Annotated in this window: 9 protein-coding genes; 3 read left to right on the top strand and 6 right to left on the bottom strand. The window is 71.5% G+C overall.

Annotated features, from left to right (window positions below; all coding sequences use genetic code 11):
- Positions 1–59: 59 nt before the first annotated feature.
- A complete protein-coding gene (locus tag ACFHWY_RS05275) occupies positions 60–1,091 on the bottom strand; it encodes a 3-isopropylmalate dehydrogenase (RefSeq protein WP_416578933.1) in 1,032 nt (343 codons plus the stop codon).
- A 214-nt stretch (positions 1,092–1,305) separates the two neighbouring features.
- On the opposite strand from ACFHWY_RS05275, the gene ACFHWY_RS05280 reads away from it, so the two are divergent.
- Positions 1,306–2,151, top strand: coding sequence for an FAD:protein FMN transferase (locus tag ACFHWY_RS05280; protein WP_416578934.1), 846 nt, complete (start codon positions 1,306–1,308; stop codon positions 2,149–2,151).
- Positions 2,152–2,487: 336 nt separating this feature from the next.
- The gene (locus ACFHWY_RS05285; RefSeq protein WP_416578935.1) at positions 2,488–2,853 is read left to right on the top strand and encodes a hypothetical protein; all 366 of its coding nucleotides are present in this window, start codon (positions 2,488–2,490) and stop codon (positions 2,851–2,853) included.
- Positions 2,854–2,912: 59 nt separating this feature from the next.
- Here ACFHWY_RS05285 and serA read toward each other — a convergent pair whose 3' ends face one another.
- From serA to ACFHWY_RS05310, 5 genes are all read right to left on the bottom strand, one after another.
- Complete coding sequence (gene serA, locus ACFHWY_RS05290) at positions 2,913–4,511, bottom strand: phosphoglycerate dehydrogenase (protein WP_416578936.1); 1,599 nt, start codon at positions 4,509–4,511, stop codon at positions 2,913–2,915.
- A 277-nt stretch (positions 4,512–4,788) separates the two neighbouring features.
- The gene (ilvC, locus tag ACFHWY_RS05295) at positions 4,789–5,802 is read right to left on the bottom strand and encodes a ketol-acid reductoisomerase (RefSeq protein ID WP_416578937.1); all 1,014 of its coding nucleotides are present in this window, start codon (positions 5,800–5,802) and stop codon (positions 4,789–4,791) included.
- 112 nt (positions 5,803–5,914) lie between these two features.
- Positions 5,915–6,430, bottom strand: a complete 516-nt coding sequence (gene ilvN, locus ACFHWY_RS05300; protein WP_416578938.1) for an acetolactate synthase small subunit — start codon at positions 6,428–6,430, stop codon at positions 5,915–5,917.
- Between the two features lie 62 nt (positions 6,431–6,492).
- On the bottom strand, positions 6,493–8,367 hold the full coding sequence (locus ACFHWY_RS05305) for an acetolactate synthase large subunit (protein WP_416578939.1): 1,875 nt from the start codon (positions 8,365–8,367) through the stop codon (positions 6,493–6,495).
- Positions 8,368–8,598: 231 nt separating this feature from the next.
- Positions 8,599–10,959, bottom strand: coding sequence for a putative bifunctional diguanylate cyclase/phosphodiesterase (locus ACFHWY_RS05310; RefSeq protein ID WP_416578940.1), 2,361 nt, complete (start codon positions 10,957–10,959; stop codon positions 8,599–8,601).
- A gap of 110 nt (positions 10,960–11,069) precedes the next feature.
- Here ACFHWY_RS05310 and ilvD point away from each other — a divergent pair, with 110 nt between their 5' ends.
- On the top strand, positions 11,070–12,917 hold the full coding sequence (gene ilvD, locus ACFHWY_RS05315) for a dihydroxy-acid dehydratase (RefSeq protein ID WP_416578941.1): 1,848 nt from the start codon (positions 11,070–11,072) through the stop codon (positions 12,915–12,917).
- Positions 12,918–12,941: the final 24 nt, after the last annotated feature.

The following is a 12,941-nucleotide window of genomic DNA, read 5'->3' on the forward strand; positions in this document are numbered from 1 at the left end:
ACCGTGCCGCCGGAGGGCCGGGCAGGAGTGGCCGTGCGACCCGCAGGAACGGGAGGCGATCAGGCGGCTACCTGGGCCGCGATCCGATTACCCACGTCGGCGGTGCGCAGGGCTACGTCCGGGCCCCGCGTGGCCAACTCCGCACCGACCGCGACGGTGATCCGGGCGGCGGCGTCGGCGTGCCCGAGCTGGTCGAGCAGCAGGGCCGCCGAGAGCACGGCGGCGACCGGGTCGGCCACGCCACGCCCGGCGATGTCCGGTGCGGAGCCGTGCACCGGCTCGAACATCGACGGAAACGCCCCTTCGGGGTTGATGCTGCCGCTGGCGGCGAGGCCGATTCCTCCGGTCACCGCCGCCGCGATGTCGGTGAGGATGTCACCGAAAAGGTTGTCGGTGACCACGACGTCGTACCGCTGCGGCTGGGTCACGAGGAACATCGCGGCGGCATCGACGTGCTGATACTCGGTGGACACGTCGGGATGCTCGGCGGCGACCGCCTCGAAGGTGCGGGCCCACAGGGAGCCGGCGTGGGTGAGTACGTTCGTCTTGTGCACCAGTGTCACCTTGCGCCTCTCGCGCCGGGCGGCGCGGGCGAAAGCGTCCCGGACCACCCGCTCGACACCGTGCCGGGTGTTCAGGCTCTCCTCGGTGGCGACCTCGGCCGGGGTGCCCCGGTGCAGGTTGCCACCGGCGCCGGCGTAGAGGCCCTCGGTGCCCTCACGGACGACAACCAGGTCGACCTCGCCGGGCTTGACCGCGGCCAGCGGGCTGGCCACCCCCGCCCAGAGCCGGGACGGGCGCAGGTTGACGTACTGGTCGAAGGCGAAGCGCAGCTTCAACAGCAGGCCCCGCTCCAGCACGCCCGGCGGGACGGTCGGGTCGCCGACCGCGCCGAGCAGGATCGCGTCGTGCCCGGCCAGCTCGCCGAGCACCGAGTCGGGCAGCACCTCACCAGTGCGGTGGTAACGTGCCGCACCGAGGTCGTACTCCGTCGCCTCGACGCCGGGCAGTACCGCGTCGATGACCTTGCGGGCCTCCGCGACCACCTCGGGTCCGATCCCGTCCCCGGCCACCACCGCGATCCGTGCCACGTCCGTCAGCTCCTTCGCTCGTGTGGCTCGACGGTACGCCGCCGTCCCGCTTCCCGGTACGAAAGTTCCACTTCTCGGGAAAGCGTTACGCACAGCAGCTTCCCAGGGTGCATTCATGGGGCAGTCATCTCCGCTGCCTAGCGTGAAGTGACGGGCTACGGGTCCGGGCGTCCGCCGCGACGGCGCGACGGGCGCCGAGGAGGGGACGGATGCGATGTGGACCGACGAGCAACCACGAACCAGCTGGGTGGACCCGGCAAGCTTCCGTTTCCGCCGACCCGACCTGCGACTGGGTGCCCGTGAGCAACGGCCCGACCGGGCTGGCGTGGTCGCCGGGGACCGGATCGCCGTCCGACACACCGTGCGCACCTCGACGGCGGCGTACACCCTGCTGCTGAACGCACCCGAGTGGCTCGGCCGGCGGGGAGTCGGCGAGGCGCTGCGTGACGCGGTGGCCGAACTGCGGGCAATCGACCTCACCTACGGCCCGAACCGCCCGGAGAGCCTGGTGTCCAGGCTGCGCCGGGACGAGATCAGCCCCGAGTCGTACCCGCCGCTCGCCGATTTGGTGGCCCGGTGCGCCACGATGCGCGCCGCGACGGACGGCTGGTTCGACGCCTGGGCGGTGCCCGGCGGCTTCGACCCGGGCGGCCTGCTCGGCGGGTGGGCGGTGGAACGGGCGGCGGGCCGGTTGCGCAGCGCCGGCATCCACGACTACGCCGTGCTCAGCGGCGCCGACCTGGTGGTCCGCGGCCACGCTGGGCACGGCGGCCCGTGGCGGGTCGCGCTGCACCACCCGACCGACCGGCACCGGGCTCCCCTGGTGCTGGCGATGACGGCGGGCGCGGTCGGCACCTCCGGAGTCACCGGACGGCAGGGGCACGTGGTGGATCCGCACACCGGTGAGCCGGCCGAACAGTTGGTCGCCGCGACGGTGGTCGGTCCCGACCTCGCGGTGGCCGACGCCTACGCCACCGCGCTGTACGCGGCAGGACCGGTCGGGCTGGCCTGGTTCCGCGCCGGATCGGACTACCGGGTGCTTTTCGCCGCCCGTCGCTGACGCGGCGAGCCCGGTGGGTGACGCAGCGAGCTGGCGGGTTGACGCAGCGACCGGCCTCCACGGTCGCGGCAACGGCCGTGGAGGCCGGTCGACGACGAGTGCGCGTGGCTCGCGCAATCGAGGGGTGCGGGCCGGTCGGTCGGACGCCAACCTCGCCACCCGAAGACGGGTCGGCGCGCCAACTCGGCAGGTAACCGCATCGGTACGCTATCGAATTGATGCGTTTCGCGGCAAGAGCTCCACAGGGGATGATCCAGGCGATCCTTGCGGCTCAACCACTGGCCTGCGGCAGGGGCGTTTTCGACAAGGTGAAGCGCAGATGGCACGCTGTCCGCCGTGAGCTTCGATCTGAGCGTGTGGGCCCTGTCGGACGGGGCGACGCCCGAGGACGTGCGAGCGGCGGTGCAGCAGTGCCGCAACGGGCGGCACGTCGAGCGACAACCTGACCCGCGGTGTGTGTCCTTCTATCGGGCTATCACCGCCAGCTACCCGGAACGACCAACCGGCCCGAACACCCCCTGGGCGGTCGCGCAGTTGCACAAGGCAGCCGACCACATCGAGCTGAACCTGGACCCGGCCTGCCCCGACCAGGTGCTCCTCGACATCGAGCGGCTGGCCGGGGAGTGCCGTCTGATTCTCTTCGACGCCCAGGACGGCTCGGTCTACCCGCCGCCGGCGGCCCGGATGCCCGGCCCCCGCTGACACGTGCCGGCCACGACAAGGGGCCCGGCCGCCGGCCGGGCCCCGACGGCTCGTGCGGACTACTCGTCGCGCAGGTCCGCGGCGCTGGCCGAGGTGGCGCCAATCGAGTCGGCGGCCGAGGTGAGCAGGTCGGCCCCGAGTGCCTGGTCGACGGTGAGAGTCATCAGCGTCTCACCGCCGGCCTCCCGCCGGGCCACCTGCATCGCCGCGATGTTGATGCCGGCCGCGCCGAGCAGGGTGCCGACGGTGCCGACCACGCCCGGACGGTCGACGTAGCGCAGGAAGAGCAGAATGCCCTCGGCACCGATCTCCACGTCAAACCCGTCGACCTCGGTCAGCTTTATGATGTCGCGGGTACCGGCCTGGGCCACCGTGCCGGAGACGCTGACGGTGCGGCCGTCGGGCAGCGCACCGCGCACGGTGACCAGAACCGGGTGGTCGGCGGTCTCGGTCTGGGTGGCAAGCGACACCTCCACGCCGCGCTGGGCGGCCAGGTGCGGCGCGTTGACGTAGGTCACCTGCTCCTCGACCACCGAGCTGAACAGGCCCTTGGTGGCGGCCAGCTTGAGCACCGAGACGTCGTGGCCGACGATCTCACCGCGTACCTCGACGGTGACGCTGGCGGCGACCCCGCCGGCGACGGCGGTGAAGGCGCGGCCGAGCTTCTCGGCCAGCGGCAGCAGCGGCCGGACGTCCTCGGCGACGACTCCGCCGGCCTGCACGTTGACCGCGTCCGGCACGAACTCGCCCTGCAGGGCCAGCTTCACACTCTTGGCCACCGCCAGGCCGGCCTTGTCCTGCGCTTCACCGGTGGAGGCGCCCAGGTGCGGGGTGGCCACCACGTTGTCGAAGGCGAACAGCGGCGAGGAGGTGCAGGGCTCCTTGGCGTACACGTCGATCCCGGCCCCGCCGACCCGGCCCTCGGCCAGCGCGTCGGCCAGGGCCTGCTCGTCGATCAGCCCGCCCCGGGCGGCGTTGACGATCCGCACACCCGGCTTGACGATCGACAGCTCCTTCTCGCCGATCAGCCCCAGGGTCTCCGGGGTCTTCGGCAAGTGGATCGAGATGAAGTCGCTCTCCCGCAGCAGTTCATCGAGGCCGACCAGACGCACGCCGAGCTGCGCGGCCCGCGCCGGCTGGATGTACGGGTCGTAGGCGATCAGCCGGGTGCCGAAGGCCGCGATCCGAGACGCGAAGAGGACACCGATGCGGCCGAGGCCGACGACGCCGACGGTCTTGCCCTGGATCTCCACACCGGTGTACTTCGAACGCTTCCACTCCCCCGCCTTGAGCGCGGAGCTGGCGCTGGCGGTGTTCCGGGCGACCGCGAGCAGCAGCGCGACGGCCTGCTCCGCGGCGGAGACGATGTTCGAGGTGGGCGCGTTGACGACCATGACGCCCCGCGCGGTGGCCGCCGACACCTCGACGTTGTCCAGGCCGACGCCGGCACGGGCCACGACCTTGAGCCGAGGTGCGGCGGCGATCGCCTCGGCGTCGATCTGGGTGGCGCTGCGGACGATGACGGCGTCGGCCCCGGTGAGCGCCGAGAGCAGGGCCGGGCGGTCAGTGCCGTCCACATGCCGGACGTCGAAGTCGTGGGCGAGTACCTCGATGGCGGCGGGGGCGAGTTCTTCGGCGATCAGTACGACAGGAGTCATTGGTCCTCGTAGAGGTCGTCAGAGCGGTCGGCCGGGGGACGGGACGCTGCACTGCGCCCGGCACGGACCGGCCATGGCCGTCAGGTGCCGGCAACGCACCTATCCGCGATCGTAGGGCGCAGGCCGCCCGGCGTGCTCCGGACTGCGGGGTGAGTGCCCTCACAAACCGGACGTGACGTGCGGGTTAACGTTCGTTAGCCGACTGGGGGCGGCGCACGGCACCCGGGCTCGGCGTCGGGGAGAACGCCGGCCCGGGTGCCGTTGGTGCGAGTACGCCTCAGGCGGTCTCGGTGATCGGGCGATCCACCCAGCTCATCATGCCGCGCAGCTTGCGCCCGGTCTCCTCGATCGGGTGCGCCGCGCCCTCGGCCCGCCACTTGTTGTAGTTCGGCCGGCCAGCCTCGTCCTCGGCCACCCACTCGCGGGCGAACCCGCCGGACTGGATCTCACCGAGGATTTTGCGCATCTCCTCCTTGACCCGGCCGTCGATCACCCGTGGGCCCCGGGAGAGGTCCCCGTACTCGGCGGTGTCGGAGACGCTGTAGCGCATCCGGGCGATGCCGCCCTCGTACATCAGGTCCACGATGAGCTTCAGCTCGTGCAGGCACTCGAAGTAGGCCACCTCAGGCGCGTAGCCGGCCTCGGTGAGCACCTCGAAACCGGTCTGCACCAGCGCCGCCGCGCCACCGCAGAGCACCGCCTGCTCGCCGAAGAGATCGGTCTCGGTCTCCTCGGTGAAGGTGGTCCGGATCGCGCCGGCCCGGGTTCCACCGATCCCCTTCGCGTACGCGAGGGCGAGCGCGAAGGCGTCGCCGGTGGCGTCCTGCTCGACCGCCACCAGGCAGGGCACGCCCTTGCCGTCGGTGTACTGCCGGCGGACCAGGTGACCGGGGCCCTTCGGAGCGACCATCGCCACGTCGACCTCGGCCGGCGGCTTGATCAGGCCGTAGCGGATGTTGAAACCGTGCCCGAAGAACAGCGCCTTGCCCGCACTGAGGTTCGGCGCGATCGACTCCGCGTAGATCTTGCGCTGGGCGGTGTCCGGCGCCAGCACCATGATCACGTCAGCTTCAGCGGACGCCTCCGCCGGGGTGAGTACCCGCAGGCCCTGCTCCTCGGCTTTGGCCCGGCTCTTCGAGCCTTCGGGCAGCCCGATCACGACGTCGACACCCGAGTCGCGCAGCGACAGCGCGTGGGCGTGGCCCTGGCTGCCGTAGCCGATCACGGCGACCCTCTTCGCCTGGACAAGGCCCAGGTCGGCGTCGTCGTCGTAGTACACCTCAACGCTCATGACTTCCCTTTCGTACGGCCGCCGTGGCGGCCCGTGGTGGCTCTGTGCCCGGAGCGGCCCGCAGGGCCGGCCCAGTCGGATCAGGCGGCCCGCAGGGCCGGCCCGCAGCGGATCAGGCGGCCCGCAGGCCCGGGCCGGCGGTGATGGCACGCGGTCCGCGCCCGATCGCCACCAGGCCCGACTGGACCATCTCCTTGATGCCGAAGGGCTCAAGGTCGCGCAGTAGCGCGTCGAGCTTGTCGGGAGTGCCGGTCGCCTCGATGGTGAGGGTGTCGGCGGCCACGTCGACCACCCGGGCGCGGAACAGGCTCACCGTCTCCAGCACCTGGGCGCGGGCGGTACGATCAGCACGCACCTTGACCAGGAGCAGCTCGCGTGCTACCGACATCGACGGATCCAGCTCGACGATCTTCAGTACGTTGACCAGCTTGTTGAGTTGCTTGGTGACCTGTTCCAGTGGGGAGGACTCCGCGTTGACCACGATAGTGATCCGCGAGACGTCCGGATTCTCGGTCTCGCCGACGGCGAGGCTGTCGATGTTGAACCCGCGCCGGGAGAAGAGTCCGGATACCCGGGCCAGTACGCCTGGCTTGTTCTCCACCAGGACGGACAGGGTGTGCATCGTCATGGCAGTGCCTTCCTCGTCATGTCCTCATGGCCCTCGCTGCGCTCGGTGCAATTGGCCATGACCTAGATATCGTCCTCGTCAAAGGCCGGGCGGACGCCGCGGGCGAACATGATCTCGTCGTTGCTGGTACCGGCGGCGACCATCGGCCAGACCATCGCGTCCTTGCCGACCACGAAGTCGACGACGACCGGCGCGTCGTTGATGGACATCGCCGCCTCGATGGTCCGGTCCACGTCCTCGGCGGTCTCGCAGCGCAGCCCGACGCAGCCGAGGGCCTCGGCGAGCTTTACGAAGTCCGGGATGCGGTGCTTGTGGGTGCCCAACTCCGTGTTGGAGTAGCGCTCGTTGTAGAACAGCGTCTGCCACTGGCGGACCATGCCGAGGTTGCCGTTGTTGATCACGGCGATCTTGACCGGGATACCCTCCAGCGCGCAGGTTGCCAACTCCTGGTTGGTCATCTGGAAGCAGCCGTCGCCGTCGACGGCCCAGACCACCGTGTCGGGCCGCCCCACCTTGGCGCCCATCGCCGCCGGCACCGCGTAGCCCATGGTGCCCAGACCGCCGGAGTTCAGCCAGGTCTGCGGCTGCTCGTACGAGATGAACTGTGAGGCCCACATCTGGTGCTGGCCAACGCCGGCGACGTAGATCGCGTCCGGTCCGGCGATCTCACCCAGCCGCTTGATCACGTACTGCGGGGAGAGCGTGCCGTCCTCAGGCTCGTCGTAGCCCAGCGGGTAACGCTCGCGCAGGTCGTTCAACTGCACCCACCAGTCGGCAATGTCGGTGGTGCGCCCCGCCGCCCGCTCGGTGGTGACCGCCCCGAGCAACTCGTCGATCACGTGCCGGGCGTCGCCGACGATCGGCACGTCCGCGTGCCGGTTCTTACCGATCTCGGCCGGGTCGATGTCGGCGTGCACCACCGTGGCGTCCGGGGCGAAGGAGTCCAGCTTGCCGGTGACCCGGTCGTCGAACCGGGCGCCGAGCGCCACGATCAGGTCGGCCTTCTGCAGCCCGTAAACCGCGGCGACGGTGCCGTGCATGCCGGGCATGCCCAGGTGCTGCCGGTGTGAGTCGGGGAACGCCCCCAACGCCATCAGCGTGGTGACCACCGGGATGCCGGTCAGCTCGGCCAACCGGCGCAGCCCGTCGGTGGCGCCGGCCTTGAGCACTCCGCCGCCGACGTAGAGCACCGGCCGGCGGGCGTTGCTCATCAGCCGCGCCGCCTCCCGGATCTGCTTGCCGTGCGGGTGCAGGGTGGGCCGGTAGCCGGGCAGGTCCAGGGTGGGCGGCCAGGCGAAGGTGGTCGATGCCTGGAGGACGTCCTTGGGGATGTCCACCAGGACCGGGCCGGGCCGACCGGTCGACGCCAGGTGGAACGCCTCGGCCAGCACCCGCGGGATCTCGCTGGGCTCCTGCACCAGGAAGTTGTGCTTGGTGATCGGCAGCGTGATGCCCTGGATGTCCGCCTCCTGAAAGGCGTCCGTCCCGATCGACGGGCGGGCCACCTGGCCGGTGATGGCCACCACCGGCACCGAGTCCATGTACGCGTCGGCGATCGGGGTGACCAGATTCGTCGCGCCCGGACCGGAGGTGGCGATGCACACCCCGACCCTCCCGGTGGCCTGGGCGTAGCCGGTGGCTGCGTGGCCCGCGCCCTGCTCGTGCCGGACCAGGATGTGCCGGACCGTCGAGTCGTAGAGCGGGTCGTACGCCGGCAGGATCGCGCCGCCCGGGATGCCGAAGACGACGTCGACGTCGAGCGCCTCCAGGGAGCGCACCAGCGAGCCGGCACCGGAGACCTGGGCCTGCGCGGAGCGTACCGCTGCGACGGCCGGCGTGGCGGCGACGCTGGCGTGGTCGGCGTCGCCGGTGGACTCGGCGGCGGTGCGGGCCCGCCGGGCGGTGTTGGCGAGGGTCTCGGGCGTGGGTCTCGTCATGGCGGTTGGCCTTCGGCTGGAGTGGGTGGGGCTGCTCACACTGTGAAACGCGGGCGGGGCCGGCGTCCGGTGGATTTGACGGCAAGAAAAAGGCCCTCGTGCCAGATGCACGGGGCCAGCGCACTCTCAGGTGGGGAGAGTGCGCTCAGGTAAGTACTCGCAGCGACCGGTACGACATGGGCTCAGCCTGACGCATCTCACGCGATGAGTCAACTGATCCCACATTTTGGTTCACGGACGTGGTGGGTCGCCTACTGGCAGGCCAGCCGCACCCGGCCTGACGTGCCCGGAGAGTCCTTCGCCGAGGCGCGGGGCGGGCGGCCGGCGGGCAGCCGGCGGCGGGGCGCTCGAAGGTGCGGGCCGGGCTGGTCGGGCACCGGGAGACGTGGCGGCGTCGAGCATCGCCTCCAGGTGCTCGGCCGGCACGCCCCACCCGAACAACGCGCCCTGGCCGAACCGGCAGCCCGCGGCCACCACCGCAGCCAACTCGGGCGGCGTGGTGACCCCCTCGGCGATCACCTCCAGGCCGAACTGGTGGCCCAGCCGCATCACGATGTCGACCATCGGGGCGAAGGCCGGACCGTCGCGCCCGACCGGCCGGACCGGTTCGTGCTCCGCCACCAACCCATGGTCGATCTTGAGAATGTCGATCGGCAGGCGACGCAGCTGACCCAGCGAGGAGTAGCCGGCGCCGAAGTCGTCCAGCGCGATCCGCACGCCGGTCAGCCGCAGCGCGGTCAGCCGGCGGATCAGCTCGTCGAGGTCGGTGGCGACGGCGTGCTCGGTGACCTCCAGCACCAGCCGCTGCGGCGGGACGTGGTGAGCCCGCAGCGCCTCGGCGACCTGTACCACGTACTCGGGGGCGTGCAGCTCCCGCGGCGACACGTTCACCGACACCCAGACGTCGTGCCCCTCGGCCAACCAACGGGACAGCTGGTAGCAGGCCTGGTGCAGCACCCAGGCGCCGAGTTTGGCGATCATCCCGCACTCCTCGGCAAGGGGGATGAACTCGTCCGGCCGGACGTTGCCCAGCTCGGGATGACGCCAGCGCAGCAGGGCCTCCGCACCGACCGGGCGCACCGACGGCAGGGAGGCCACCGGCTGGAAGACCAGCCGCAACTCGTCGCGCTCGATCGCGCCACGCAGCTCGTGCTCCAGCGTGGTGCGCCGGCGCAGCAACTGGTCGTACGCGCCGTCGTAGCGCTCGATCCGACTTTTGCCGCGCTGCTTGGCGTAGCGCAACGCGAGATCCGCGTGGCGCTGCAACAGCTCGACATCCGGTTCGTCCGCCCAGCCCGCGAGACCGATGCTGACCGAGAGGAAGACCGGCGCCTCGGGCTGCCCGTAGGAGCCGCCGAGCACCCGTAGCAGCCGCTCGGCGACCACGCCAGCCTCGGCCGGGCCACCGTGCATGAGCACCGCGAACTCGTCCCCGCCGAGCCGGGCGGCGAGGTCGCCGGGGCGCAGGTTGCCCCGCAGCCGCTGCCCCACCTCGGCCAGCACGACGTCGCCCACGTCGTGGCCGCGCATGTCGTTGACGTTCTTGAAGCCGTCCAGATCCAGACCGAGAAGGACACATGGCACCCGCGCCTCGGCGCACCGGCGCAGCGCCTGTAGCAGTCCCCGTCGGTTGGCCAGGCCGGTGAGCGCGTCGGTGTGCGCGAGTTGACGGAAGTGCGCCTCCCGCTCGGTGAGCCGCCGGGCGTACGCCCGGACGTCGTGCAGGGTGAGGTACTGCCGGGCCACCAGCGCGAACCCCTCGACGATGCCGGCGGCGATGGCCAGCCCGTCGAAGCGGCCGTCCTGCGTGAGGTGGTAGATCGCCGAGGTGGCCATGGCGACCATCGGCACGAAGGCGTACTCGCCGTCGCGCCGGATCACATCAATGTCGAGCTGGCCCGGCGGGTCGATCCGGTAGGCCGCCAACGCGGCCACCAGCAGCCCTACGGCGAGCACCGCCGCGCCGGCCATCGCCAGGGGCGACCCCGACTGGCAGAGCCCCGCCGCGACACCCAGCCCGCCGAACGACGAGGCGGTGATCCCGGTGCCCAGCACGGCGAGGCAGCGTCGGGGCGCGGGAGCGCGAAGGACCATGATGGCGGCGATACCGGCGCTCAACGTCGCGCTGACCGAGGCGAGAAGGATCGACGGGCAGGCCGTCGGGGTCGCGTCACCGAGCAGCCGGGTCGGCTCGGAGACCAGCATCCAGCCGACGAACCAGAGCGCCGCACCGACGATCACCCCGTCGAGGGCGAGCCGTGCGGCCGAGGGCACCGAGCCGGTCACCCCCGGCACGCGAAGCAGACCGAAGCAGAAGAGCAGGCCGCTGGTTGCCGTGCCGAGCGCGACCAGGGTGGCCCACCCGGTGCGCTGCTGCTGCTCGTGTGCCCAGTGCGCGTTCACGCTGACCGAGGCGGCCACCCCGGCCAGCATCGTCACCAGCGCGACGGCACCGGCCACGGCCAGCACCGCGTACGCCTCGCGGTGGGTGGCGGCCCGGCGGCGGACGGCGGCGGCCAGCAGCACGCCGGCCGTGAGGGCGATCAGCGCGCTCAGCACCGCAACGCCGATCATGGCGGGGGGTGTGTGCACCCCTCAACTCTGCCGGATCGGTGCCCGACGCGGGGATCGGGTGTGCATCTGTTGGGACACGGGTGCGTGCGCCTGTCCGGTGCCCGGCCCCCGGTGACAGACTGGGTGGCATGCCTGAGCTGCGGTCGAAGACCTCCACGCACGGTCGGACGATGGCCGGCGCCCGGGCCCTCTGGCGGGCCACCGGGATGACCGACGACGATTTCGGCAAGCCGATCGTCGCCATCGCGAACAGTTTCACCCAGTTCGTTCCGGGGCACGTACATCTCAAGGACATGGGCGGACTGGTCGCCGACGCGGTGGCCGACGCCGGCGGGGTGGGCCGGGAGTTCAACACGATCGCGGTGGACGACGGCATCGCCATGGGCCACGGCGGCATGCTCTACTCCCTGCCCAGCCGCGAGCTGATCGCCGACGCGGTCGAGTACATGGTCAACGCGCACTGCGCGGACGCCCTGGTCTGCATCTCCAACTGCGACAAGATCACGCCGGGGATGCTGCTGGCAGCGCTGCGACTGGACATCCCGACCGTGTTCGTCTCCGGCGGCCCGATGGAGGCCGGCAAGACGGTGGCGATCGAGGGCATCGTCCACTCCAAGATCGATCTGATCGACGCGATGATCGCCTCCTCGAACGAGGCGGTCACCGACGACCAGCTCGGCGAGATCGAGCGCTCCGCCTGCCCCACCTGCGGCTCGTGCTCGGGCATGTTCACCGCGAACTCGATGAACTGCCTAACCGAGGCGATCGGGCTGGCGCTGCCGGGCAACGGGTCGACGCTGGCCACCCACGCCGCACGGCGGTCGCTCTTCGTCGAGGCCGGCCGCACCGTCGTGCAGATCGCCAAGCGGTGGTACGACGGCGACGACGCCTCGGTGCTGCCACGTGCGTTGGCCTCGCGGGCCGCGTTCGAGAACGCCGTCGCCCTCGACGTGGCGATGGGCGGGTCGACGAACACGATCCTGCACCTGCTGGCCGCTGCCCGTGAGGCCGAGCTGGACTTCACCGTCGCCGACATCGACGCGATCTCACGCCGGGTGCCGTGCCTGGCCAAGGTCGCCCCGAACTCGCCGCAATACCACATGGAGGACGTGCACCGGGCCGGCGGCATCCCGGCCATCCTCGGCGAACTGGACCGCGCCGGCCTGCTGCACCGGAACGTGCGCGCGGTGCACTCCCCGTCGCTGGAGCGCTGGCTGGCCGACTGGGACGTGCGCGGCGGCTCGGCCACCGCCGAGGCGATCGAGTTGTTCCACGCCGCCCCGGGTGGGGTGCGTACCGTCGAGCCCTTCTCCACCACCAACCGCTGGTCGTCGCTGGACACCGACGCGGCCGGTGGCTGCATCCGCGACGGCGAGCACGCGTACACCGTCGACGGCGGACTGGCCATCCTGCACGGCAATCTCGCGCCGGACGGCTGCGTGGTGAAGACCGCCGGGGTGCCCGAGGAGTGCCTGACCTTCCGCGGCCCGGCCAAGGTCTACCAGTCGCAGGACGACGCGGTCACCGCCATCCTGACCAAGGAGATCGTCGCCGGGGACGTGGTGGTGATCCGCTACGAGGGGCCGAAGGGCGGCCCGGGCATGCAGGAGATGCTCTACCCCACCTCGTTCCTCAAGGGCCGCGGGCTGGGCCGGGCCTGTGCGTTGCTCACCGACGGCCGGTTCTCCGGCGGCACCTCCGGGCTCTCCATCGGGCACGTCTCCCCCGAGGCCGCCTCGGGTGGGCTGATCGCGCTGGTGGAGCCGGGAGACGAGATCGTCATCGACATTCCGGCGCGCTCCATCGAGCTGAACGTGCCGGCCGACGTGCTGGACGCCCGTCGGGTCGCGCAGGAGAAGCGGGACCGCCCGTACACGCCAGTGGACCGGCAGCGTCCGGTGTCGGCGGCCCTGCGCGCGTACGCCTCAATGGCCACCTCGGCCAGCGACGGCGCCTACCGCCGCGTCCCGGAGTGACCGGCCGGATGGCCCGGCCTCGGC

This window comes from Micromonospora sp. LOL_024 (assembly GCF_048060415.1).
Lineage (GTDB): Bacteria > Actinomycetota > Actinomycetes > Mycobacteriales > Micromonosporaceae > Micromonospora.

What these genes read in the sequence shown, in the direction of transcription:
- ilvD (WP_416578941.1), top strand. Translation starts at nt 11,070, where the DNA reads ATGCCTGAGCTGCGGTCGAAGACCTCCACGCACGGTCGGACGATGGCC.
- ilvC (WP_416578937.1), bottom strand. Translation starts at nt 5,802, where the DNA reads ATGAGCGTTGAGGTGTACTACGACGACGACGCCGACCTGGGCCTTGTC.
- ilvN (WP_416578938.1), bottom strand. Translation starts at nt 6,430, where the DNA reads ATGACGATGCACACCCTGTCCGTCCTGGTGGAGAACAAGCCAGGCGTA.
- ACFHWY_RS05305 (WP_416578939.1), bottom strand. Translation starts at nt 8,367, where the DNA reads ATGACGAGACCCACGCCCGAGACCCTCGCCAACACCGCCCGGCGGGCC.
- ACFHWY_RS05280 (WP_416578934.1), top strand. Translation starts at nt 1,306, where the DNA reads ATGTGGACCGACGAGCAACCACGAACCAGCTGGGTGGACCCGGCAAGC.
- serA (WP_416578936.1), bottom strand. Translation starts at nt 4,511, where the DNA reads ATGACTCCTGTCGTACTGATCGCCGAAGAACTCGCCCCCGCCGCCATC.